The sequence below is a fragment of the Tomitella cavernea genome (assembly GCF_016599145.1).
GTDB lineage: Bacteria > Actinomycetota > Actinomycetes > Mycobacteriales > Mycobacteriaceae > Tomitella > Tomitella cavernae.
In genome coordinates this window covers 40,889-64,499 of the sequence record NZ_JAENKO010000023.1, presented here as the reverse complement: position 1 = coordinate 64,499, position 23,611 = coordinate 40,889, and the positions used below count along the sequence as shown (strand labels likewise).

Here is a 23,611-nt window from a genome sequence, read left to right as displayed (position 1 = left end):
TGGGCCGGCAGCGAGCACGGCCCCGGCCGTCAGCACCGCCGCGGCCCCGGCGGCCGCCGCGCCGCGCGTCAGCAACTTCGTCGACATCCTGCACCTCCGGTAGACATCCCGCACTTCCGCCCGGCCCGTGATGCACCGATGGTCCCATGCTGGGCCGCGGACCACGGGGGATTCCCCATTCACGTCACGTCGGGGAGCCGCACGGGCGCGAGCGCGGCGAACCGGTCGCCGGGGCCCGGGTTCGCCGCCGCGCACGTCCCGCCCAGGTGGTGCATGACGCCCCACACCGCGTTGAGCGCCGTCTGCACCGCGCCCTCCGCCCAGCCGGCGGTCCACGAGATGTCGTCGCCGGCGAGGAACACGCCGCGGTGCCCGTCGCCGAACCCGTCCTGCATGAAGTGGGTGAACAGCCGCTCCTGGTAGCGGTAGTGCCCGGGCAGGTTCGCCCGGAACGCGCCCATGAAGTTGCGTTCGACCTCCCACGAGATCGTGAGCGGCGGGGCGACGACGTGCGCGCGGATATCCACGTGCGGGTAGATCGCGGACAGGGATTCCAGCATGAGGTCCATGCGTTCGACGGCACCCAGGGGCACGAGCCTGAGCGAATCGTCGGCCCAGGTGTAGGACAGGCAGATCGCGGCGGGTCCGTCCTCCGGCGCGCCCGCCCCGGCCAGTGGACCGTCGAGCAGGTAGGTGCCGCGCGGCATGCGGTCGGTGAGCGTCATGCCCATCACCGGGCGGCCGGTCGCGGGGTCGGCGTCGCGCCAGAATGGCCTGTCCACCAGCACGAACACCTTGGAAGAGCCCATGTAGTGGGTGCGCTCGATGGCACTCCAGTGGAGCGGGCCGAACAGCGACTCGTCCGTCCGGATCGTGTTGAGCAGCAGCCACACCGGGGCCGTGTGCACCACGGCGGGGTAGGTGGCGATGGCTCCGTCGGCGTCAGTGACCGTGATGTGGTGCGGATGCGTGCGCCGGACCGCCGTCGCCGCGGGCCGGGTCAGACCGCCGGGGTGCAGGGCGGCGAGCGAGGTGCCGTCCGGCCAGTGCGCCGTCCCCGCGGGCGCCGACGACCACAGCCGTAGCGGCAGTTGCTGTGCGCCGCCGTCGATCCCGCGGTGCTTCTCGTCGGCCGCGGTCGCCACCACGCGTAGCACTTCGAGGATCGAGTTGGAAAAGTCGGTGTCCCAGCCGCCGGTGCCGAAGCCGACCTGGCCGAACAACTCCCGGTCCGCGAATGAGCACAGGTGCGGCGAGTCCACCAGGAACCGGTAGAAGGCGGTGTCGTCGTGGCGGCGCACCAGCGGATCCCACAGCGCCGCGATCGCCTGCGGATCGCGCGCCCGGATCGCGTCGCGCAGGGCGGACATGCCCGCGCCGTCCTCGAGGGTCGCTTTCCAGGCCCGCGCCACGCGCCGGAACACCGCGGGCAGCTCGTTCAGCGTCCGGCCGCGGACCGTGGTGCCCTTGAGGTCGATGACGGTCTCGGGGGTGGCGGGCGCGAGCGGGTTCGGGAATGGCGACGTGCGCAGTCCCGCCTCGCGCACGTATCCGTAGAGAGTGGTCGACGACGGAGGGAAGCGCATCGCGCCCAGCTCGGCGACGGTTCCCGGGTGCCCGTCGAACGCGGCGGACCGCATGCGCCCCCCGACCTGCTCGGCCTCGTACACCACGGGCCGCAGCCCCATACGCAGCAGTTCGTAGGCGACGACGACGCCGGACAGGCCCGCCCCGATCACCGCCACCTCGGTGCCGTGCGCTGCCGCGGGCACCGCGCCGATGCCCGCCGGGTGCTCGCGGAACGTGTCGTACGGGAAGGGGAAGTCGGGGCCGACCATCGACAACGGGCTGCCTGGTCCGGGCGCGACGGGGATGCTCACGCCGGGCCCTCGGCGCTGCGCGCACCGGCCCCGCCGCCCACCGTCCCGCCGCCCGCCATCCCGTCACCCGACGTCCCGTACAGGTCGGTGCGCCGGTCGCGCAGGTAGGTGTTGCGCCGCCGCGAGCGGGCCAGCAGCTCGGGGTCGAGGTCCACCACGAGCAGCTCGGCCTCGTCCCCGGCGCGGGCGAACTCGGTGCTGTCCGGCGCGACGGCGCAGGTGTGCCCGCAGTAGTAGGTGACCGGCGAGCCCTCGAACGCCCCCGGCTCCTGGCCGATGCGGTTGACGTAGGAGATGAACAGCTGGCTCTCCACGGCGCGCGCGGGCACCAGGATCCTGGCCACGTGGTCGTCGGGGTAGACGAGGGCCGTGGGCACCAGTAGCCAGTCGGTGCCCGCCAGTGCGTGGGCGCGCACCGCCTCCGGGAACTCGACGTCGTAACAGATAAGGATTCCGCAGGTCAGGCCGCCGAGCGAGAACTGCACGACGGGGTCGTCTCCCGGGGTGAAGTGCGCGTCGTCCGGGGCGCCGCCGACCGACGGGCGGGCGTCCTCCTCCGCCGGCCGGTACAGGTGGGTCTTGCGGTAGTGGGCGAGCAGCGCGCCGTCGGCCCCCACCACGGCCACCGCGTTGTAGAGGGCCCGATCCTCGCCGCCACCCGTGCCACCGCCCCGGCCCTGTTCGACGTACCCGTAGGCGATGGCGATGCCGGATTCGCGCGCGGCCTGGGACATCGTCCGGCCGATGGGCCCGGCCGCGTCGCCGTCGGGCCGCGGCTCGGGGCTCAGCGGCCGGCGGTACCCGGTGCTGGTGAGTTCCGAGCACACGAGGATGACCGCGCCGGATTCCGCTGCGGAACGCGCCGAGGCGGCGACCTCGGCCAGGGCGCCGTCGACGTCGACCGACTCGGGCCCCTGCAGCAGTGCCACCCGCATGTTGCGCCTCCGCTCACTACGTCTACCCGGTGGCGTCGGCGGGCGGCTCGACCGCGGCCGCCTCCGACGAACAGCAGCTCCGGCGTGACAGCGCGGCGTCGATCAGCAGGCTGGCGCCGATGCCGAACAGCCACGAGTCCTTGGCGATGGCCGTGCCCTGTTGGGTGGGCCGCGGCGAGCCGTCCTCGTGCATGCCGGGCGTGCGGGCGTACATCGTCAGCAGCCCGGAGCTGAAGGCCACGAGCCCGGCGCCCGCCACGACCGTGGGAACGAACGGCGCCAGCAATGCCGATCCGAGCGTGATCTCCGCGCCCGCGAGCACCTTGCCGAACGTGCCCGGGCCCAGGCTCTTGACGGGCGGGACGGCGTTGGCGGCCATCGACTGCAGCCCCGCCGCGCCGTCGTCGTCCAAGGCCAGCTTGCCGACGCCCGAGTTGAGGATGAACGCGCCCGTCACGGCCCGCAGCGGCAGGCGACGGAGGCGGGCATTGCGTGGCTTCAGGTTCACTGGTGGCTCCTCGATTCAGATCGACCATGGTCTCCTGGGAGGCCTCCTCCATCCCACCAGAACACCCGCCCGCGCGGCACTATTTCCGCGAAGCGCCGAGCTCATACCTTCCGCGGAGCGCCGGGCTCATACCTTCCGCGAAGCGCCGGGCTCAAGCCCCCACATACGCCGCCAGGTGCTCGCCGGTGAGCGTCGACCGGTCCTCCACCAGCTCCCGCGGAGGGCCCTCGAACACCACGCGTCCGCCGTCGTGGCCGGCCCCGGGGCCCAGGTCGACGATCCAGTCGGCGTGCGCCATCACCGCCTGGTGGTGTTCGATGACGATCACCGACTTGCCGGAGTCGACCAGCCGGTCCAGCAGCGCCAGCAGCTGTTCCACGTCGGCCAGGTGCAGCCCGGTGGTGGGCTCGTCGAGCACGTAGACGCCGCCCTTGTCGCCCATCCGCGTGGCGAGCTTGATGCGCTGGCGCTCGCCGCCGGACAGCGTGGTCAGCGGCTGGCCCACCCGCAGGTATCCGAGGCCCACGTCGGCCAGTCGCACCAGGATCTTGTGGGCGGCGGGGATGCGCGCGTCGGCGGCGCCGTCCACCTCCCCGGAGAAGAAGCGCTCGGCCTCGGCGACAGACATGTTCAGCACCTCAGCGATGTTGCGGCCGCCCAGCGTGTACTCCAGCACGGACGCCTGGAACCGCCGGCCCTCGCACTCCTCGCACACCGTGGCCACACCGGCCATGACTGCCAGGTCCGTGTAGATGACGCCCGCCCCCTTGCACGCCGGGCAGGCGCCGTCCGAGTTGGCGCTGAACAAGCCCGGCTTGACCCCGTTGGCCTTGGCGAACGCCTTGCGCACCGGCTCGAGCAGCCCCGTGTAGGTGGCCGGGTTGCTGCGCCGCGAACCCTTGATGGCCGACTGGTCGACGACGACCACCCCGTCGCGCCCCTCGAGTGAGCCGTGCACCAGCGAGCTCTTGCCCGAACCCGCCACGCCGGTGACCACGCACAGCACGCCCAGCGGGATGTCAACGTCGACGTCGCGCAGGTTGTGGGTGCTCGCGCCGCGGATCTCCACGGCGCCGTCCGCCTCGCGCACCGTCTGCTTGAGCGCTGTCCTGTCGCCCAGGTGCCGTCCGGTGACGGTGTCCGCGCCGCGCAATTGCTCCACCGTTCCCTCGAACACGATGCGCCCGCCCTCGGTGCCCGCGCCCGGGCCCAGATCCACCACGCGGTCGGCGATGGCGATGGCCTCCGGCTTGTGCTCCACCACCAGCACCGTGTTGCCCTTGTCCCGCAGCTGCAACAGCAGGTTGTTCATGCGGGCGATGTCGTGCGGGTGCAGGCCGATCGTCGGCTCGTCGAACACGTAGGTGACGTCGGTGAGCGACGAGCCGAGGTGCCGGATCATCTTGGTGCGCTGCGCCTCGCCGCCGGACAGCGTGCCCGACGGCCGGTTCAGGCTCAGGTAGCCGAGACCGATGGCCACGAACGAGTCGAGCGTGTCGCCCAGCGAATCCAGCAGCGGGGCCAGCGACGCGGCCGACGCACCGGAAGCACCCGTCCCCGCCCCGTCACCCGCAGCCCCGTCACCCGCAGCAAGCTCCCGGACCCATTCGGCCAGGTCGCTGATCTGCATCTCGCACACGTCGGCGATGGACTTGCCGGCGATCTTCGACGAGCGGGCGAGTTCACTCAGCCGCGTCCCGTCGCACTCGGGGCACACCCCGAAGGTGATGGCCCTGTCGACGAAGGCCCGGATGTGCGGCTGCATCGCCTCGCGATCCTTGGCCAGGAACGACTTCTGGATGCGCGGGATCAGCCCCTCGAAGGTGACGTTGACGCCGTCGACCTTGATGCGGGTGGGTTCCTTGTAGAGCAGGGCGCTGCGCTCGCGTGTGGTGAACTTCGCGATGGGCTTGTCCGGGTCGAAGAATCCGCACCCGGTGAAGATCCGCCCGTACCAGCCGTTCACGCTGTAGTTGGGGATGGTGAGCGCGCCCTCGCGGATCGACTTGGAGTCGTCGTAGAGGGCGGTCAGGTCGAAGTCGCTCACCTCGCCGCGCCCCTCGCACCGCGGGCACATGCCGCCGGTGACGGAGAATTCGCGGTGCTCCTTCACCTCCCGGCCGCCCTTCTCGATGGTCACGGCGCCGGCCCCGCTGATCGAGGCGACGTTGAACGAGAACGCCTGCGCGCTGCCGATGTGCGGGGTGCCGAGGCGGCTGAACAGGATCCGCAGCATCGCGTACGCGTCGGTGGCCGTGCCCACCGTGGAGCGCGGGTTGGCGCCCATGCGCTCCTGGTCGACGATGATCGCGGTGGTGAGGCCGTCGAGCACGTCCACGTCGGGCCGGGCCAGCGAGGGCATGAACCCCTGGACGAAGCTGCTGTAGGTCTCGTTGATGAGGCGCTGGGATTCGGCGGCGATGGTGGCGAAAACGAGCGAGCTCTTGCCGGAGCCGGAGACCCCCGTGAAGGCGGTGAGACGGCGCTTGGGCAGCTCCACGCTGACGTCGTCGAGGTTGTTCTCGCGCGCGCCGTGCACGCGGATCAGGTCGTGGGTGTCTGCGGGATGCGTCACGGCTCACGATGTTACCGGCGCGTCGCCCCCGCGAGTGGGGTGTTCTTCGGTGCTCCACCGCCGATCGGACACCGGAGAACCGCCCACTCGGCGCGTGCGAGGGGGACAATCGGCACCATGACGGATCCCGTGGGCCCCGTGGACGCCACGCGGGTGCCGCGGTTCGCGGGCCCGCCCACGTTCGCCCGCCTGCCCCGCATCGACGAGGTACGGCCGGACGGACTTCGCGGCGGGATCGCCGTGCTGGGCGCCCCGTTCGACGCGGGCACCAGCTACCGGCCGGGCGCGCGGTTCGGGCCCGGGCACATCCGCGCGTCGTCGCGGCTGCTGCGGCCGTTCCACCCGGGCCTGGGCGTCTCCCCGTTCGCGGCGCGGCAGGTGGTGGACGCGGGCGACCTGGCGCTGAACCCGTTCGACATCCCCGCCGCGCTCGGCGACGTGGAGGCGGGCGTGGCGGGGCTGCGCGCGTCGGGCATGCGGGTGGTGACGCTCGGCGGCGACCACACCCTCGCCCTGCCGATCCTGCGGGCGGTGGCGCGCGACACCGGCCCGGTGGCGGTGGTGCACTTCGACGCGCACCTGGACACCTGGGACACCTACTTCGGCGCGCCGTACACGCACGGCACCCCGTTCCGGCGGGCCAGCGAGGAGGGGCTGATCGACCTGCGCCGCTCGGTGCACGTGGGCACCCGCGGCCCGCTGTATTCGGAGTACGACCTGCGCGACGACGCGGTCCTGGGCTTCCAGGTGATCCCGGCGGACACCTACGAAACAGAAGGCGCGGCCGGGGTGGCGCATCGGATGCTGCGGCGCCTCGGCGACGGCCCCGTCTACGTGTCGGTGGACGTGGACGTGCTCGACCCGGCGCACGCCCCCGGCACCGGCACCCCCGAGGCGGGCGGGCTCACCTCCCGCGAGTTGCTGCTCACGCTGCGGGCGCTGGCGGGCCGGGGGCTGCTGGGCGCGGACGTGGTGGAGGTGGCGCCGGCCTACGACCACGCCGAGGTCACCGGGATCGCCGCGGCGCACGTCGTCTACGAACTGCTGGCACTGCTGGCGACGAGCCACTGGGGCTGACGGCGTGGAGACCTATCGCGTCTCCACCACCCGCGCCGCCCACTGCGCGATGATCCGTCCCGCCCGGGCCGCCGAGCCGTGCCGGGTGAGCAGGTGATCGGCGGTGTCGTCGAGGGTGGCGAGATCCTTGGGTTCGCGGGCCGCGGCGTAGAGGCGTTCCGCGTCGGCGAGGGGCACCTCCCTGTCGCCGAGCGCGTGCACGAACAGCACCGGCACGCCCAAGCGCGCGACGCTGGCGGCGATGTCGTGCCGGTCCAGGTCGTGGACGAACTCGCGGGTGATCGTCAGCGGACGGCCGGCCAGCGGCACGTCGGCCTGCCCGTCGCGCTCGATCCGTGCGCGCTGCGCGGTGAAGTGCCGGTGCAGAGCGGTGACGGTGTAGGGCGCGGCGACGGTGGCCACGCCGCGCACGCCGCGGATGTGCGCGGCGGAGGCCAGCACCGCCGCCCCGCCCAGCGAGTGGCCCACCAGCAGGTCGGGCGCCGCGCCGATGCCTGCCAGGTGCTCGGCGGCCAGCACGAGGTCCTCGATGGTGGCGCTGAAGGTGGTGTCGCGGAATGCGCCGCCCGATTCGCCGAGCCCGGTGAAGTCGATCCGCGCCGCCGCGAACCCGGCGTCGACCAGCTCCCGGCAGATCCGCGCGGAGGCGATGGTGTCCTTGGAACAGGTGAAGCAGTGCGCATACAGAACGGTGCCGCGAGCCGGGCCGTCGGGCAGGTCGAGGATGCCGGCGACGGGCGCGTCGACCGCGCCGGGGAAGGCGAACCGGCGGCGGGTCACAGGCCCAGCACCCGGCGCAGGCCTCGGTCCACCTCGTCCAGGATCGCCGTCTTCATACCACGAGTATGACCGGGTATGACCGACGGCGGACCTGCTGCGCGCGGCGGCTGTCGCCTGCGCGCCGCGCGCACGCACCGCGGCCCCGGCCCGTCCGTGTTCCTGGTGATCGAAAACCTGCTCATCCTCGCCGGGAGGTGCGCCTACTCTTTGATCGTGGCGACGAAGACTCAGACCTACACCCACCTGCTCAGCCCCGGCCGCATCGGCCCGGTGCAGCTGAACAACCGCGTGATGATGTCCGCGATGGACATGAACCTGTCCGCGGACGGCGTGGTGGAGCGGGAGGACATCGACCACTTCGTCGCGCGGGCCGCCGGCGGCACCGGCATGATCATCACCGGCTGCTGCTCGGTGGGCTACCCGGTAGGCAGCACCAGCAAGAAGGAGCCGGGGCTGTCGGACGACAAGTTCATCCCGGGCCTGACGGCGCTGGCCGACGCGGTGCACGAGACCGGGAACAAGCTGTGCATCCAGATGGTGCACCACGGCAAGGTCGCCCGCATCGACACCGTCGACGACCGTCCCCTGCAGGTGCCGTCCACCCCGCGCCAGAAGATGGACCTGAGCGCGCTGGCCGACAACACGCCCGGCGAGCTGGCCAAGATGGCGGCCGTCACCGGCGGCAAGCAGGCGAGCTACCACGAGGTCACCGTCGAGGAGATCGCGGAGATCACCCGCCTCTACGCCGACGCGGCGCGGCGGGTGCGCACCTCCGGCGCGGACGCGGTGGAGATCCATTGCGCGCATGGCTACATCCTCAGCGGATTCCTCAGCCGGGCCGACAACTTCCGCACCGACGAGTACGGGGGTTCGCTGGAGAACCGGGCACGCTTCGCGTGCGAGGTCATCGCGGCCGTCAAGGAGGCCGTGGGCGAGGACCTGGCGATCCTGGTGCGCGTCTCCGGCAGGGAGTTCGGCGGCACCGAGGAACCGAATGCCCTGAGCACCGCCGAAGCCACTGCGGCGGCGCAGATGTTTGAGAAGGCGGGTGCCGACGCCATCGATGTCACCGGGTGGGGCCGCAATCCGTTCTCCAACTTCACCGACGGCCCGCTGCCGGACCAGGTGGGCGCTTACGTGGACCTGGCTGCGGCCGTCAAGCAGGCCGTGACGATCCCCGTGGTCACCGTCGGCCGGGTGCTGCCCGAGGTCGGCGAGCAGGCCATCGCCGAGGGCAAGGCCGACTACGTCGCGATGGGCCGCCAGCTGCTGGCCGACCCGGACCTGGTGAACAAGCTGCGCGCCGGCACGCCGGAACGGGTGCGGCCGTGCATCAACTGCTACGTGTGCGTACAGGAGAACTTCTGGGACGCGACGCCGCTGTGCGCGGTCAACCCGGCCCTGGGCAACGAAACGCTGCTGCCGTTCCCCACCGCGAAGACGGGCAAGCGGATCGTCGTGGTGGGCGCCGGGCCCGCAGGGTTGGAGACGGCGCGCATCGCCACCGAGCGCGGGCACCGGGTGACGGTGCTGGACAAGACGGACCGGCTCGGCGGCACCCTGTGGTTCTCCGCGCTCACCACCCCGGCCAACTATCCGCTGCTGGAGTGGCTGAAGAACGAGACGGCGCGCCTGGGCGTGGACATCCGGCTGAACACCGAGGCCACCCCCGAGCTGATCTCCTCGCTGCGCCCGGACACCGTCGTGCTCGCCACCGGCGCGTTGCGGGACCGCCCGCAGATCCCCGGCGGCGACCTGCCGCACGTGCACACCGGCGACACCATGCGCGCGCTGATGACCGGTGTGGGCGACACCGCCGGGCAGTCCTGGTACCTGCGGGCCGCCGGCAAGCTGGGCAAGCTCTCCGGCATCACCAAGAGCCCACGCCTGATCCGCGAGGTGACCAAGAAGTTCCTGCCGATGGGCAAGGACGTCGTCGTGATCGGCGGCTCGCTGGTGGGCCTGGAGCTGGCGGAGTTCCTCGCCGAGCGCGGCCGGCGGGTCACCCTGCTGCACGACGAGCAGCAACTGGGCCTGCCGATGGCGCTACCCAGGCGCTGGACCGCGGTACGCCACACCACCGAGGCCGGCGTGACCATCCACCGCAACGCCGAAGCCACCCGGATCACCGCGGACCGCGTGGAGTTCGACGTGGCTGTCAAGGACCGCAAGGGCAAGACGACCGAGACCAAGACGATGTCCGCACCCGCGTCGATGGTGATCTACGCGCTCGGCACCGACGCCGCCGCACCCCTGGAACAGCAGCTCGCGGGAGTGATTGATAACGTCCGCGTGGTCGGCGACGCCGGCTCCGTCGACTACATCGAAGGCGCCATCCACACCGCCTGGAAGGCGGCGGCGGGACTGTGAAGCGGCGATACAAGCGAAGAGTGGCAGGGCCGGTGGACCGGCCCTGCCACTGCTTTCGTCGCGACTGCAATCACGACGGCACGTCTCCTACTGGTTCATCATCGTACTGCCCAAATCGATCAAGCTGGGCAACGAGACCGACAGGTCGACGTACGTCATGATGAATTTTTCCAACATGATCGCTCCTTAGCCGTTGGTAGGATTAGCCGTTGGCGGGATCGGACGACAAGCCGTCAACATAGCCGATCAGCACCTTCGTAAGATCCACTGAGACAAACGAGATCATCTGAGACAGATACGTAAGTGAACTCTCCACGCTGCACCCTCCCTTCAGTTGCCGATAGAGGCCAGGCCGGCACCGAGCAACTGCGCGATTCCCACCGATCCGCTCTCGGCCACTCCGAGTGATCCCGAAATCGCCGCGAACGCGCCCTGGACCATGTTCCCGAAGTCTGTGGCCACCGGCGTCAGAGTGCCGGCGTCAATACTGGAAAGCGCGCCCATGCTGCCATCTGCCATGATTCACGCCTTCCAGTCGAAATCAACCGATGCCACCAAAGGAAGCATCGTGAACAAGGCTCCATACACCTTGATGATCGACCACTCCGGACTGTTTACTGCATCTACCACTGAGCCCAATGACCCCATGCGTAACCCCTTTCTCGCGCAAACAATTTACACAGCGATAGCGGAAGCTAAGCGCTCAACGTGTTCACGCTGCCCTTGAATGCCTCAAAGCCCTGGTCTACTGAACCCGTCGAGATTGCGGTCAACAACTGCGAGAGCATCTCCGCAGTATTACCGAGGAACATTGTTGACATAAACCCTACCTTCTGCCCTGTGAGTGAATAGGCGCACAAGTCACCTGTGCATCCGCGGAACTCGAACTCAGCTGTAGGTCACATCCAGACCGTCTGCCGATGCGAGGATCAGAGGTATCACACTCGTGTAGAGATGGTCCTGGAACGCATCCTTATCCAGATCAGCGCAGTTCGTGCCGGAGCCGAGGAAGTTTGCCGACTTGCCGTCGACGGCCATCGGAGTGGCGCACAACTCGACGTGGCCACCGTTAAGTACCGTGTTTGCCAGCGTGGAATTCCCGGTGATACACCATGCGCCGGCGGCATCCGTGTCGGTGGACTGCGGACCGAAGACCACCGCGCCGCTCGAATCGTAGAGCGAAGCGGTGATCGAAACCCCCTGCACAGCGGCATTCCCGGCGGCCACTGCGTTGCCGCACATCTGGTTGTTCGCGTTGGGTACGGCGGCGCTTGCCGAACCAGGCGCCCCGATCGTCGCCGCAGATGCGGCCGTCGCCAGCGTAAGACCTGCGCCCGCAATCATTGCTGTCACCCCGACAGCAGAAAGACCTCGATGCCTCAGTACACTCCCTCATTCAATTGCGGCTTACCCAAATTAGGTAAACCTTCGCAACGGTCCGATACCCGAAGGCACCGGCACAGTTCAACAAGAACCCCCTTGTCCTGCGATTCGTTGTGGTTCCGATCACCGTACATCCACCAGGTGAAACACGTAACCTCTTGCGTCAAAATTCTTTGAAACCATCGCTGTTCACAGCCGTCCATAACAGGTTCCGGTCCAACCGTTCGGACCAGTCTTGACGTTGCATCTGCCGCCCCCGCGGCGAATCGAGATCAGGGTGGCCGTTCGTTAAATCATGTTGCACCGCTTGGGATTTGGACAGGTGTCTGCAACGCTGACCACGCCCTTCATGGGACGCGCGGGTAGCCCTGAGCAGGACACCGGCCAGCCCGAGGATGCGCTCCGGCAGTCCCATCCGGACATCCGCACCGCTGCGCCCGGGCGTGTCGGTCGCCGCCGACGGCCACCGGCGCGACTCAGGTGCGCCCGCGAGGCCAGGCCCCGGACATGCCTGACGCCCGCCGCAGCCTCACCGCGAAGTCGGCGGCGGGCGTCAGGCGGGCGTCGTCATGCGCCGTTCGGCGGGCAGGCTACTCCTCCGCCACCCGCACCACGAGCTTGCCGAAGTTCCGCCCCTCCAGCAGGCCCATGAACGCCGCCGGCGCGTTCTCCACCCCGTCGACGATGTCCTCCCGGTAGCGCACCCGTTTGCTTTGCACCCAGTCGGACATGTCCATCAGGAAGCCCGGATACCACTCGTCGACGAACTCGCTCTGGATGAACCCCCGGACGGACAGGCTCTTGGTGAGCACGTAGTTCATGAATGCGGGGAGCCGGTCCGGGCCGTCGGGGCGGCCGGGCAGGTTGTACTGCGACACCAGCCCGCACACCGGCACCCGCGCGTACGTGTTGAGCAGCGGCAGCACCGTGTCCGTCACAGGGCCGCCGACGTTCTCGAAGTAGACGTCGATCCCGTCGGGCACCACGTAGGCCAGCTGCTCCGTGAACTCGGGCGAACGGTGGTCCACGGCCTCGTCGAACCCCAGCCTGCCGCGCACGTAGTCGCACTTGTCGGGCCCGCCGGCGATGCCGATGGCCCGCGCCCCCTGCAGCTTGGCGATCTGCCCCACCACCGACCCGACCGGCCCGCTGGCCGCCGCCACCACCACGGTCTCGCCCGCGACCGGTTTGCCGATGGCCAGCAGACCCGCATACGCGGTGAATCCGGGCATGCCCAGCACCCCCAGCGCCGTGGAAAGCGGCGCCCGCCGGGCGTCGAGCTTGCGCACGCGTGCACCGTCCTCCACCGCGTGCGTCTGCCAGCCGGAAAAGGAGAGCACGTAGTCGCCGGCATCCACGCCCGGGAACCGCGATGCGAGCACCTGCGCCACGGTGCCGCCCACCATGACGTCGTCGATCTCCATCGGCTCCGCATACGACTCGGCGGTGCTCATGCGCCCCCGCATGTACGGGTCCAGCGACAGGTAGATGATCCGCAGCAGCACCTGTCCGCGCCCCACCGGCGGCAGTTGCGCCGTCTCCAACCGGAAGTTCTCCTCGACGGGGGCGCCGTGCGGGCGGGATGCGAGGACTATGCGGGTGCTCTGGACGATCTGGTCGGTCATCGACGGGTACCTCGTGTTGGCGGCCGGGCGCGGTGCTCGGTACCACCATAGGAGCACGAGTTGGTCGTGCGCCCGAATATCGCGGACTCCGCCCGCGAGATCACCGTTCCGCCCCGGTGCGCCGGCCTCGACCGGGCGAAAGGACGCGTGTCCCACCTGTTGCGCACTACAGCAGCCCGAGACGTGCTAGCCCTTCCAAGAAAAGTGTCATACACTTAGGACGATATTCCTGAACATCCGTCCGGTAGCCCTACAGCACTCGGTCACAGCGAGAGAGATCCGCTCGGTGATCGCTTCGCCGCTGATCCGATACCGCCTGAGGATCAGGAAGGGACGGCTCCACTTCCGAATGCTCGGACGAATCGACCAAGAGCCGTGGATCGAGGTTGTCGTCGAAGAGTATACGTCGCAAGCGGTGCAGGTCGCGTTCCACGCAATGCTTCTATCTCTCCGGATTGAGCAAGAAGCACGCGCTGTAATCGGATGCCCTCTTCCGGGGTACACCGCTACGCCCCAAAGACGGTTCATAGGACCGACGTACACACAAGACACCACACCGCAAACGCCGCCAATCAACGCACGAGAGGAGTAGCAGCATGAGCAAAAACCCGGGGAAGCCGACCGGCGTGGAAGGATCAGACATGTCCCGCGACTATGACGTGCACGAGTACGACGATGTCATCGCCGACCTCACGGACATCAACTACACCGTGATTCCGGAATCTGTCGAGATCAGCGCAGAACTGAAACTGGGACGACCGCCGAAGCTCGCCGGCACTCCGCCCGCCGGGCCATCTCCAGCCCGGACTATCCGACTGGGCGCCGCCCTCGACCGCGAACTCACGGATTACAGCACCCAAGCGCACGTCACCATAAGTGCGCTGTTGCGTACCGCAGCCGTCGAGTTTCTCCAGCGGCATCCGCTCCCACAGCGGGATCACCACGGCTGACTTGCGTGGCTCCCATTGCGCCCGCAGGCGAAGCCCCTACCGCCGCCCCTCCCACAGCGCGCGGGTCGACGCCCCGGGATCGTCCACCACCGTCGGCCCGCCGTCGCCTACCTCTCCGTCGTCGCCGGCCCCGCCGCCTGCGATGCCATGTCCGAACATGCGCACCGTGCGCCGGGCGCCGTACTCGTCCCAGCCCGGGTGCCCGGACTCGATGAAGCGTACCCATGCCCCGTGCATCGCGTCGGCCAGGTGCTGCGGAGGATTCGGCCCGGTCATGGGACGCGCGTCGGGGTGAGCGAGGGTGTCGAAGACGAAGCCGAGCTCCATCGCGTGGGCCGCGCCCAGCCGCCCGCCGAGCTCCGGCGACCTCCAGCCGAACTCGTACACGAAGCTCCCCGCGCCGTGCACCGCGCGCGCTTCCGCCACCCGGATCGCGGGGATGCGGAAGAACACGTCCCGCATCAACGCCATGAACAGCGCCCCCGCCCGCTGCTCCGGCGGCACGGCCGGCCCGGCGGCCGCGTAGGCGCCCACCGCCTCGTCGGCGTCCAGCCCCATCGACGCGGCCAGCCCCCGCACGCCGGCCTCCGTCATCGCGGCGTCCAACCCGAACGGCACCGTGAACAGCGCGAACTCGTCTGCGTTCGTACCGGTGAGCAGCCCGACGGACGCCCCCGCGCCGCCCGCGATCCGGTCGATGGGGCGCCCGGGCAGGACGCTCCCGTCGACGCACGGTTCGAACGCCATCCCGTCCACCGCGATCTCGCCCCACCGCACGGGATCGGGCTGCTCGGCGATCCGCTCGGACAGCGCGCGCTGCGCCCCGATGAACTCGGCGATCGGCACCGCGCCCAGACCCTCGGCGGTCGCCGCCACTCCCAGCGACTCGGCCAGCGCCGCCGTGACGGTACGCGCCGTTTCCGGACGCATGGCGTGATGCCCGGCGCCGCTCTGGGTGATGGCCCGCTGGAACAGTCCGTCCGCCGCGGGCATCGCCATCAGCGCGGTCACGCTCATCGCCCCGGCCGACTCGCCCGCCACCGTCACCCGGCGCGGGTCGCCGCCGAACGCGGCGATGTTGTCGCGCACCCACTCGAGCGCCGCCACCTGGTCGAGCAGCCCGCGGTTGGCCGGCGCGATGCCCGGCGCGTCCGGCAGCAGGGCGAACCCCTCCGCCCCGAGCCGGTAGTTCACCGTCACGCACACCACCCCGCTGCGTGCGAACGCCGACCCGTCATACAACGGCACCGCACCGGTGCCGTTGACGAAGGCACCGCCGTGGATCCACACGAGCACCGGCAAGCCCACCGAGCCGGTGTCCGGCGACCACACGTTGAGATTGAGGACGTCCTCGCCGGGAATCGACGGCTCCGGCAGCAAGGCGTCGATGGGCGCGCGGTACGGCGGCTTCGGCGGGGTGGGGCCGTAGTCCAGCGCGTCGCGCACCCCCTCCCACGGCACCACCGGCTGCGGCGGCGCAAACCGGTTCTCCCCGTACGGCGGGGCCGCGAACGGGATGCCCTTGAACGCGGTGACCTGCGCCTGCTCGTGCCCGTTCTCGTGCTGGGCGTGTCCGTGCTGTGCACCGCGCACGCCGCGCACCGCGCCCGCCGCCGTCTCCACCACCACGTCCATGCGAACCTCCGCTCCGCGCCCCCTCACCGGCAGCCTAGGCAGCGCGGGCGGCGTCCGGCCCCGAATCGGCGGGGGCTAGGCGGGGGAGTGCGCCGACCAAGCGAAAAGTGTCACCTCGGCGCCCGAAACGTGCAGAGAACGCTTGCTCGGCGGGAAGGCGGGGGGCGGCGGGGCGGCCGGTCACCGCGCGGCGACGGCGGCCGGCACCCGCGCTTCACCGGTCCGCACCGCGCCTGCCACCGTGGCCGGGTCCAGGTCGAGCCGGCGCAGCAGCTGCGCGTTGAGCGCCACCACCACCGTGGACAACGACATGAGCACCGCGCCCACCGACATCGGCATCGTGAACCCGACCGGCGCCAGCACCCCGGCCGCCAGGGGCACGCTGATCAGGTTGTAGCCGGCCGCCCACCACAGGTTCTGCTTCATCTTGCGGTACCCGGCACGCGAGAGCGCGATCACCGACAGCACCGCGCGCGGGTCGTCGCCGGCCAGGATCACCCCGGCCGAGCCGATCGCCACGTCGGTGCCCGCGCCGATCGCGATCCCGACGTCGGCCTGCGCCAGCGCGGGGGCGTCGTTGACCCCGTCGCCCACCATGGCCACCACCCGGCCGTCGTCCTGCAGCCCCTGCACCCGGGCCGCCTTGTCCTCCGGCCGCACCCCCGCGAACACGCCGTCGATGCCCAGGTCGTCGGCCACGCTGCGGGCCACCGACTCGGCGTCGCCGGTGATCATCACGACCTCCACGCCCGCCCGGTGCAAGGCGTCCACAGCCGGCTGCGACTGGGGCCGCACGGCGTCCGCCACCGCGAGGGCGCCGATCACCTCGCCGCCGCGCAGCACGTGCAGCACAGTGTCGCCGTGGTCGCGCCACCGCCGGGTGCCGTCGAGCGGGTCGCGCCCGGCCTCGCCCAGCAGATGCGGACCGCCCACGCGCACCTCGGCGCCGTCGACCAGCGCCGTCACGCCCACCGCGGGCGACGACGAGAACTCCGCAGCGCCCGGCACCTGAACGCCGTCCGCCTCGGCGCGGCGCACGATCGCCCGGGCCAGCGGGTGTTCGCTGGGCGCCTCGGCGGCCGCGGCCAACGCCAGCACCCGCTGCTCGCCGCCCGGTTCGACGGCGATCAACCCGGTGACCTCCGGCTCGCCCTCGGTGAGCGTGCCCGTCTTGTCGAACACCACCACGTCCACCGACCGCATACGCTCGAGCGCCAGCCGGTCCTTCACCAGCACCCCGGCGCGCGCCGCCCGCTCGGTGGCGATGGCCACCACCAGCGGGATCGCCAGCCCCAGGGCGTGCGGGCAGGCGATGACCAGCACCGTGATCACCCGGACCACCGAGTCGTCCCCCGACCCGGCCAGCGCCCACGCGATCGCCGTGATCACCGCCGCGCCCAGGGCGAACCAGAACAGCAGCGCCGCCGCCCGGTCCGCGATGCGCTGGGCCCGCGACGACGACCCCTGCGCCTCCTCGACCAGCCGCCGGATACCGGAGAGCGCCGTGTCATCGCCCGTGGCCGTGACCCGCAGGCGCAGGCCCGAGTCGGTGGCCACCGTGCCCGCCACCACCGTGTCGCCCACGCCGCGGCGCACGGGGCGCGATTCGCCGGTGATCATCGACTCGTCCACGTGCGCGGAGCCGTCGATCACCTCACCGTCGACAGGGACGCTGCCGCCGGGGCGCACCAGCACGACGTCGCCCACGCGCAGGTCGGCGGGGTCGACGGCGGCGGCCTCGCCGGTGTCCGGGTCCAGGCGCTCGGCCTCGTCGGGCAGCAGCGAAGCCAGCGATTCGAGCGCCGAGGTGGTGCCGGCGAGCGAGCGCATCTCGATCCAGTGCCCCAGCAGCATGATCACCACGAGCAGGGCCAGCTCCCACCAGAACTCCAAGCCCGAGTCGAGGATCGACAGCGTCGCGCCCCACGACGACAGAAACGCCACGGTGATGCCCAGCGAGATGAGCAGCATCATGCCTGGCTGCCGCCTGCGCATCTCGTCCCAGCCGCCGGTGAGGAACGGGCGCCCGCCCCAGACGTACATGACGGTGCCCAGCACGGGCGAGATCCAGCCGACGCCGCCCGGCAGGTGATAGCCGATCAGGTGCGCGAAGCCCCCGGAGAACGCCACCACCGGCACCGCCAGCACCAGGTTGAACCAGAACAGGCGGCGGAACTGGGCGACGTGGCCCGCGTGGCCGCCGTGGGATCCGTGCCCGTCGTGGGATCCGTGGCCGCCGTGCTCCCCGGTACCCGCGTGTTCCATTGCCCCGGCGTGGCCGTGGTGCCCCGCCTCATGTCCGTTCATCGTGCTCCACCTCGCCCGTGTCGGCCCGCCCGATTCGATACCCCCATAGGGTATCGTCTGCTGACTCCATTGCCAACCGATGCGCCGGGATCCGTCAAGAGGGCAACAGCCGTCGCCGAGCAAGCGGATTCTGCACACCGGGGCGCCGAAACAGGCAGAAATCACTTGGTCGGCGCGCCGACATCGCCGGAGCGGTTGTCCACAGCCCGCACCGCTCTCCACAGGATTCTGCATTTCCCCAGGTAGCGGCTCGCCGGCCGCGCGGGAGCAGGTGGCCGGTCGGCCATGCTCGGGGCGTGGACATCGACAACGCGCCGTTCCGGGGCACCGAGGCGCTGGCGGCCGGGGCCGTCTCCCGGCGGCTCTTGGCGAAGCAGCACCGGCGGATCCTGCCCGGCGTGTACCTGCGCACCACGGCGGCGCTGACCCCGCTCCAGCGCGCCCGGGCGGTGTGGCAATGGTCCCGTGGACGCGCGGTACTGGCCGGGGTGTCCGCGGCGGCGGTCCTGGGCGCGCAGTACCTCGGCGACCACACGCACGCCTGTTGCATTCGCGCCACACCCCACCGCCTTGCCCCGCAATACCGCAGGCTGCACGTGCACCAGGACACGCTCGACCCGACGACGTGCAGCGGGTGCGGGGTATGGCCATCACGGCGCCCGCGCGCACCGCCTTCGACGTGGCCTGCCGCATGCCGTACCCCGCGAACGTCGAGGTGATCGATCAGATCTACCAGGCCACCGGGTTCACCCGCCGCGGGCTCGCCGAGTACGTCGCCCGGCACCCCGGCTTCCCCGGCATCGCAGGGGCCGCGGCGGCCGTCGAGGCCTCCGACGAGGGCGCCGAATCCGTGTGGGAGACCCGGGCGCGCACGGCCGTCGTCGCCGCCGCGCTCCCCCGCCCCGAGACGCAGGTCTGCATCTACGACGCCGACGGCCGCTTCCTCGCCCGCGTCGACATGTGCTGGCCGCAGTACCGGGTGATCTTCGAGTACGACGGCGACGGTCCGCACTCGACAACCCGGCAGCGCGACCGCGACATCACCCGGTGGAACGACCTCACCGACGCGGGATACACCGTCATCCGGGTGCGCGCGCCGCACCTGCGGGGCGACATGCCGCGGGTACTGGGCCAGCTGCGGGCGGCGCTCCGGAAGGCTGAAGCGGATGTGTGAGGGCCCGAGCAAGCGGATTCGGCACATTCCACAGCCGAAACGTGCCGAATCCGCTTGGTCGGCCATCAGGACACTCAGGTCAGGCTCGCGCCCTCCTGCGCCCGCCGCACCAGCAGCGCCGCCGGCTCCCAGGGCTTGCCATCCACGACATCGCCGGCATGGAAGCCGCGCAGCTTCTCCACCACCTCGGGCAATCCCACCCGGTCGGCGTAGAACATGGGCCCGCCCCGGTAACGGGGGAACCCGTACCCGGCCAGGTAGACCAGGTCGATGTCGGAGGCCCGCAGCGCGATGCCTTCGTCGAGGATCCGCGCCCCCTCGTCGGTGAGCGCGAACACCAGCCGCTGGACGATCTCCTCGTCGGAGAACTCCTGCTTGTCGGTGCCGTGCCGGTGGTGGAAGCGCTCGAGCAGCTCGTGCACCACGGTGCTGATCTTCGGGGCGCGGCTGCCGGATTCGTAGTCGTACCACCCGGCGCCGGTCTTCTGCCCGTAGCGGCCCATCTCGCACAGCTCGTCGGCGATCTCGTCGCGCGGCAGGTCGGGGTTCTCCGCGTACTGGCGCTTGCGCACGGCCCAGCCGATGTCGCCGCCGGCGAGGTCCTGCATGCGGAACGGGCCCATGGCGAAGCCGAACCCCTCGATGGCCTTGTCCACCTGGTGCGGGGTGGCGCCCGCGCGCAGCAGCGCCATCGCGGCGTCGCGGTATTTGTGCAGCATGCGGTTGCCGATGAACCCGTCGCACACGCCCGCCACCACGGGCGTCTTGCCCACGCGCTTGCCCAGGTCGAGCGCGGTGACCAGCACGTCGTCGGCCGTCTTCTCGCCGCGCACCACCTCGAGGAGTGCCATCACGTTGGCGGGGCTGAAGAAGTGCATGCCCAGCACGTCGGCCGGGCGGTCGGTGAACTGCGCGATCGCGTCGACGTCGAGCGTGGAGGTGTTCGAGGCGAGCACGGCGCCCGGCTTGGCCACCTCGTCGAGGCGGGTGAACACCTGCTTCTTCACCTCCATGTCCTCGAACACGGCCTCGATGATGAGGTCGGCCCCGCCCAGGTCGGAGTACTGCATGCTCGGCGTCAGCAGGCCCATGCGCCGCTCGAGCTTCTGGGCGGTGAGTTTGCCCTTGTCCACCTGCGCCTGGTAGTTGCGCCGGATGGTGGCCAGCCCGCGGTCCAGCGCGTCCTGCGCCATCTCCAGAATCGTCACGGGGATTCCCGCGTTGAGGAAGTTCATGGCGATGCCGCCGCCCATGGTGCCCGCGCCCACCACACCCACGCGCTCCACCGCGCGCGGCTGCACCGCCGCGTCGATGCCGGGGATCTTGCGGGCGGCCCGCTCGGCGAAGAACGCGTAGCGCAGCGCCGCAGACTGCTCGCCGGTGACGAGCCTCGCGAAGGCCGCGGACTCGGCCGCCTTGCCCTCGTCGAAGCCGGTGGTCAGCGCCGTGCGCACCAAGTCCAGGCCGACGGCGGGGGCCTCCTGGCCGCGGGCGCGCCGGAGCACCTTGCCGCCCACCGCGTCGAGGTCTCCGCCGGCGAGCGGGTCGCGGTCGCGCGTGCGGACCGGGGTCGTGCCGGCCACCGTGCGGGCGAGTGCGACGGCCGCGGGCACGACGTCGGCGGAATCGTCGACGACCGTGTCGAACAGCAGCTGCCCGTCGATCCGGGCGACGGCGGCCGCGGTGCGGGGCGCCCCGGTGGCGACGATCTCGGCGACCACGGCCGGGTCGAGCAGGCGCGGCAGACGTTGGGTGCCGCCGGCGCCGGGGATGAGGCCCAGCTTCACCTCCGGCAGCCCGATCTTCGACGACGCGGAGGCCACCCGGTGGTGCGCGCCCAGCGCCAGTTCCAGCCCGCCACCGAACGCGGTGCCGTCGACGGCGGCCACCACGGGCTTCGGCGAGTCCTCGAGGCGCCGGATCAGCTCGGACAGATTCGGCGACGCCGTCGCCTTGTCGCTGCCGAACTCGGTGATGTCGGCGCCGGCGGAGAAGAATCCGCCGGATCCGGTGATGACCACGGCGCGGACGGCGTCGTCGGCCGCCGCCCGGTCCAGGCCGTCGGCGATGCCCACGCGCAGCGCGTGGCCCAGCCCGTTGACGGGCGGCTTGGCCATGCGGATGACCGCGACGCCCCCGTCGGTGGAGTATTCGGTGCTCATGTGCGTGCCTTCCTGCGGATTGTGCGGCTGCGGATGCGCGGTGCCGGTCACGGCTGGAACACCAGGCGTCCCACCGTGGAGCCCTCGCCGAGCCTGCCGATGCCGTCGGCCACGTCGGCCAGTCCCAGCCGCTCGCTGATCAACGGCGCGACGGCGCCGGCGTCGACGAGCCGGGTGAGTGCATCGTGGCACTCGGCGATCACCCCGCGGTTCCGATTCTTGTACAGGCCCCAGTGCAATCCCACTATCGAATAATTCTTGATCAGCGCGTGGTTGAGGGCGGGCTGCGGGATGGTGCCGCCGGCGAAGCCGATCACCACGATCCGGCCCTCGAACGCGATGCACTTGGTGGACCCGGCGTAGGCGTCGCCGCCGACCGGGTCGAACACGATGTCCGCGCCGCGTCCGCCCGTGTGCTCCTTGACGACGGCGACGAAGTCTTCGCGGTGCCGGTCCACCACCACATCGGCCCCCAGGTTCCGGCAGTACTCGGCCTTGCGCGGCCCGCCGACCACGCCGATCACCGTGGCCCCGGCCGCTTTGCCCAGCTGCACCGCGGCGCTGCCCACGCCGCCGGCGGCCGCGTGCACCAGCAGCACATCGTCCTCGGCGATGCGGGTGCGACGATGCAGCGCGAACCAGGCCGTCTGGTAGCCGATGCACAGCGCCGACGCGGCCGCGTCGTCGAGCGACTCCGGCGCGGCGAACGCGTCCCCGGCGTCCATGATCGCCTGCTCGGCGAACCCGCCGTGCGGCAGCGACGGGGTGCCCAGCACCCGGTCGCCCACCGCGACGGGACGCCCGCCGGGGCCCACCGCGTCCGCACCGGCCTCGAGCACCTCGCCGCACAGCTCCACGCCCGGGGTGAACGGCAGCTCCGGCTTGATCTGGTACTCGCCCCGGCACATCAGCACGTCCGGGAAGTTCGCGGGCGCCGCGCGCACCCGCACCCGCACCTGCTGCGCGGACGGCGCCGGCACGGCAACCTCCACCTGTTCCAATGCGTCACGGGGCTCGCCGAGCCGAGTCACCTGCCACGCCTTCATCAGGCCCCTCTCCGTCACTGATTCGACTCCTTCACTGTCCCGTTCTCTTCACTGTGCTCATCCCGACTCACCCCGACTCATCCCGTCAGATGCCCGCCTGGTCGGCCAGCTCCGTCGCCTTGTCCACCAGCGCGTCGATGCGCTCGGGCGTGGGCGTGCCGGCGGCCGCCTTGTTGCGCGGCTCGTCGAGCGCCCGGCGCATCACGCCCTCGGCGATGGACGCCACCTTCCACAGCCCCAGCACGTGCCAGTACCGCAGCGCCGACTCGTCACGGCCGGTGAGCCGCAGGTACTCGGCGGCGACCTCCTCGCGGGTGGGCGATCCCTCCAGCGCGGTGGCGGTGAAATCGCCACCGAAGTCCTCGCCGGCCTCCGGCCAGTAGGCGAGCATGCTGCCGATGTCGGCCAGCGGCTCGCCCAGCGTGGACAGCTCCCAGTCCAGTGCCGCCACCACCTCGCCGCACGCGCGCGGGCCGCCCCCGTCAGGGGTGCCCGCGACGAGCACGTTGCGCAGGTGGAAGTCGCCGTGCACCAGCGTCACCTCCGTCTGCTCGGGGGCCGCGGCGATGAGCCGGCGGGTGAGCGCGTCGAACGCCGGCAGTTCGCGGGTCTTCGACTGCTCCCACTGGCCGGCCCACCGCTTGAGCTGCCGCGCGGCGTACGGCTTGCGGCCGGCGAGGTCTGCCAGGCCGGCCTGGTCCAGGTCGACGGCGTGGATGCGGGCGAGCACCGCCGGCATCGACAGCCCGATGGCGCGTCGCCTCTCCTGGGTGAGCCCCTCTGCCACGGACATGCGGTCCACCGCCAGCCCGTCGACGTACTCCATGAGTACGAGCGGGGCGTCGGCGACGGGGGCGCCGCCGACGATGGTGTCCGGACCGGCCACCCCGTGGATGACCGGCACCGGCACGTCGGTGTGCTCGAGCGCGCGGATGATCCGCGCCTCGCGGCCCACGTCGTGCGCCGAGGCCAGCAGGTGCCCGAGCGGCGGGCGGCGCAGCACCCACCGGCGGCCGCCCCGGTCCTCGGCCAGGTAGGTGAGGTTGGATTGGCCCAGGCCGATCCGGGTGAGCCGCAGCGCGCCGTCCACCGGCTGCCCGAGGCTCCGCATCCAGGCCGCCACCGCAGCAACGTCGATCCCCGGCACGTCCTGTCCCGGCCTGCTCTGTCCCCGCACGCGGGTTTCCGCCTCCGTCGCCGACCG

At 71.1% G+C, this 23,611-nt stretch carries 18 protein-coding genes; 5 read left to right on the top strand and 13 right to left on the bottom strand.

What is annotated here, in order from left to right:
* Window positions 1–179: 179 nt before the first annotated feature.
* From JJ683_RS09765 to JJ683_RS09750, 4 genes are all read right to left on the bottom strand, one after another.
* Window positions 180–1,880 (bottom strand): flavin monoamine oxidase family protein, encoded by a 1,701-nt coding sequence (locus JJ683_RS09765; RefSeq protein ID WP_372435280.1) that lies wholly within the window; start codon window positions 1,878–1,880, stop codon window positions 180–182.
* A complete protein-coding gene (locus JJ683_RS09760; protein ID WP_200173587.1) occupies window positions 1,877–2,815 on the bottom strand; it encodes a nitrilase-related carbon-nitrogen hydrolase in 939 nt (312 codons plus the stop codon). Before JJ683_RS09760 ends, JJ683_RS09765 begins: the two co-directional genes overlap by 4 nt.
* A 22-nt stretch (window positions 2,816–2,837) precedes the next feature.
* Window positions 2,838–3,323: a hypothetical protein gene (locus JJ683_RS09755; RefSeq protein WP_307810814.1), complete on the bottom strand. Its 486-nt coding sequence runs from the start codon at window positions 3,321–3,323 to the stop codon at window positions 2,838–2,840.
* A 151-nt stretch (window positions 3,324–3,474) separates the two neighbouring features.
* Window positions 3,475–5,898: an ATP-binding cassette domain-containing protein gene (locus JJ683_RS09750; protein WP_200173585.1), complete on the bottom strand. Its 2,424-nt coding sequence runs from the start codon at window positions 5,896–5,898 to the stop codon at window positions 3,475–3,477.
* A gap of 117 nt (window positions 5,899–6,015) precedes the next feature.
* Here JJ683_RS09750 and speB point away from each other — a divergent pair, with 117 nt between their 5' ends.
* The gene (gene speB / locus JJ683_RS09745) at window positions 6,016–6,975 is read left to right on the top strand and encodes an agmatinase (protein ID WP_200173583.1); all 960 of its coding nucleotides are present in this window, start codon (window positions 6,016–6,018) and stop codon (window positions 6,973–6,975) included.
* Between the two features lie 12 nt (window positions 6,976–6,987).
* Here the strand turns inward: speB and JJ683_RS09740 are convergent, their stop codons facing one another.
* Window positions 6,988–7,755: an alpha/beta hydrolase family protein gene (locus JJ683_RS09740; protein WP_200173581.1), complete on the bottom strand. Its 768-nt coding sequence runs from the start codon at window positions 7,753–7,755 to the stop codon at window positions 6,988–6,990.
* A 213-nt stretch (window positions 7,756–7,968) separates the two neighbouring features.
* On the opposite strand from JJ683_RS09740, the gene JJ683_RS09735 reads away from it, so the two are divergent.
* On the top strand, window positions 7,969–10,125 hold the full coding sequence (locus JJ683_RS09735) for an FAD-dependent oxidoreductase (protein WP_200173605.1): 2,157 nt from the start codon (window positions 7,969–7,971) through the stop codon (window positions 10,123–10,125).
* Window positions 10,126–10,455: 330 nt separating this feature from the next.
* Here JJ683_RS09735 and JJ683_RS09730 read toward each other — a convergent pair whose 3' ends face one another.
* The 3 genes from JJ683_RS09730 to curA form a co-directional block, all read right to left on the bottom strand.
* Complete coding sequence (locus JJ683_RS09730; protein ID WP_200173579.1) at window positions 10,456–10,644, bottom strand: hypothetical protein; 189 nt, start codon at window positions 10,642–10,644, stop codon at window positions 10,456–10,458.
* A 369-nt stretch (window positions 10,645–11,013) separates the two neighbouring features.
* On the bottom strand, window positions 11,014–11,478 hold the full coding sequence (locus tag JJ683_RS09725) for a hypothetical protein (RefSeq protein WP_200173577.1): 465 nt from the start codon (window positions 11,476–11,478) through the stop codon (window positions 11,014–11,016).
* A 620-nt stretch (window positions 11,479–12,098) separates the two neighbouring features.
* On the bottom strand, window positions 12,099–13,133 hold the full coding sequence (gene curA, locus JJ683_RS09720) for an NADPH-dependent curcumin/dihydrocurcumin reductase (protein ID WP_200173575.1): 1,035 nt from the start codon (window positions 13,131–13,133) through the stop codon (window positions 12,099–12,101).
* A gap of 596 nt (window positions 13,134–13,729) precedes the next feature.
* Here curA and JJ683_RS09715 point away from each other — a divergent pair.
* A complete protein-coding gene (locus JJ683_RS09715; protein WP_200173573.1) occupies window positions 13,730–14,083 on the top strand; it encodes a hypothetical protein in 354 nt (117 codons plus the stop codon).
* Window positions 14,084–14,119: 36 nt separating this feature from the next.
* Here the strand turns inward: JJ683_RS09715 and JJ683_RS09710 are convergent, their stop codons facing one another.
* Entirely contained in the window at window positions 14,120–15,718 is a 1,599-nt protein-coding gene (locus tag JJ683_RS09710; RefSeq protein WP_200173572.1) for a carboxylesterase/lipase family protein, read from the bottom strand.
* A 180-nt stretch (window positions 15,719–15,898) separates the two neighbouring features.
* Window positions 15,899–18,025, bottom strand: a complete 2,127-nt coding sequence (locus tag JJ683_RS09705; protein WP_200173570.1) for a copper-translocating P-type ATPase — start codon at window positions 18,023–18,025, stop codon at window positions 15,899–15,901.
* A gap of 296 nt (window positions 18,026–18,321) precedes the next feature.
* On the opposite strand from JJ683_RS09705, the gene JJ683_RS09700 reads away from it, so the two are divergent.
* Both JJ683_RS09700 and JJ683_RS09695 read left to right on the top strand, forming a co-directional pair.
* Window positions 18,322–18,744 (top strand): hypothetical protein, encoded by a 423-nt coding sequence (locus JJ683_RS09700; RefSeq protein WP_200173568.1) that lies wholly within the window; start codon window positions 18,322–18,324, stop codon window positions 18,742–18,744.
* Window positions 18,669–19,199, top strand: coding sequence for an endonuclease domain-containing protein (locus JJ683_RS09695; protein WP_200173565.1), 531 nt, complete (start codon window positions 18,669–18,671; stop codon window positions 19,197–19,199). Before JJ683_RS09700 ends, JJ683_RS09695 begins: the two co-directional genes overlap by 76 nt.
* A 74-nt stretch (window positions 19,200–19,273) precedes the next feature.
* Here the strand turns inward: JJ683_RS09695 and JJ683_RS09690 are convergent, their stop codons facing one another.
* The 3 genes from JJ683_RS09690 to JJ683_RS09680 form a co-directional block, all read right to left on the bottom strand.
* Window positions 19,274–21,361 carry a 3-hydroxyacyl-CoA dehydrogenase NAD-binding domain-containing protein gene (locus JJ683_RS09690; protein WP_200173563.1) on the bottom strand — a complete coding sequence of 696 codons (2,088 nt, stop codon included), beginning with the start codon at window positions 21,359–21,361 and terminating at the stop codon, window positions 19,274–19,276.
* Window positions 21,362–21,408: 47 nt separating this feature from the next.
* Window positions 21,409–22,407 (bottom strand): NADPH:quinone oxidoreductase family protein, encoded by a 999-nt coding sequence (locus JJ683_RS09685; RefSeq protein WP_200173603.1) that lies wholly within the window; start codon window positions 22,405–22,407, stop codon window positions 21,409–21,411.
* A gap of 85 nt (window positions 22,408–22,492) precedes the next feature.
* Complete coding sequence (locus JJ683_RS09680) at window positions 22,493–23,518, bottom strand: phosphotransferase family protein (RefSeq protein WP_200173601.1); 1,026 nt, start codon at window positions 23,516–23,518, stop codon at window positions 22,493–22,495.
* Window positions 23,519–23,611 lie beyond the last annotated feature (93 nt).

Excerpts from the sequence above, each read along its gene's own strand:
- curA (WP_200173575.1), bottom strand. The coding sequence starts at position 13,133 with ATGACCGACCAGATCGTCCAGAGCACCCGCATAGTCCTCGCATCCCGC.
- JJ683_RS09715 (WP_200173573.1), top strand. The coding sequence starts at position 13,730 with ATGAGCAAAAACCCGGGGAAGCCGACCGGCGTGGAAGGATCAGACATG.
- JJ683_RS09685 (WP_200173603.1), bottom strand. The coding sequence starts at position 22,407 with ATGAAGGCGTGGCAGGTGACTCGGCTCGGCGAGCCCCGTGACGCATTG.
- JJ683_RS09760 (WP_200173587.1), bottom strand. The coding sequence starts at position 2,815 with ATGCGGGTGGCACTGCTGCAGGGGCCCGAGTCGGTCGACGTCGACGGC.
- JJ683_RS09710 (WP_200173572.1), bottom strand. The coding sequence starts at position 15,718 with ATGGACGTGGTGGTGGAGACGGCGGCGGGCGCGGTGCGCGGCGTGCGC.
- JJ683_RS09690 (WP_200173563.1), bottom strand. The coding sequence starts at position 21,361 with ATGAGCACCGAATACTCCACCGACGGGGGCGTCGCGGTCATCCGCATG.
- JJ683_RS09705 (WP_200173570.1), bottom strand. The coding sequence starts at position 18,025 with ATGAACGGACATGAGGCGGGGCACCACGGCCACGCCGGGGCAATGGAA.
- JJ683_RS09695 (WP_200173565.1), top strand. The coding sequence starts at position 18,669 with ATGGCCATCACGGCGCCCGCGCGCACCGCCTTCGACGTGGCCTGCCGC.
- JJ683_RS09680 (WP_200173601.1), bottom strand. The coding sequence starts at position 23,518 with ATGCGGAGCCTCGGGCAGCCGGTGGACGGCGCGCTGCGGCTCACCCGG.
- speB (WP_200173583.1), top strand. The coding sequence starts at position 6,016 with ATGACGGATCCCGTGGGCCCCGTGGACGCCACGCGGGTGCCGCGGTTC.
- JJ683_RS09730 (WP_200173579.1), bottom strand. The coding sequence starts at position 10,644 with ATGGCAGATGGCAGCATGGGCGCGCTTTCCAGTATTGACGCCGGCACT.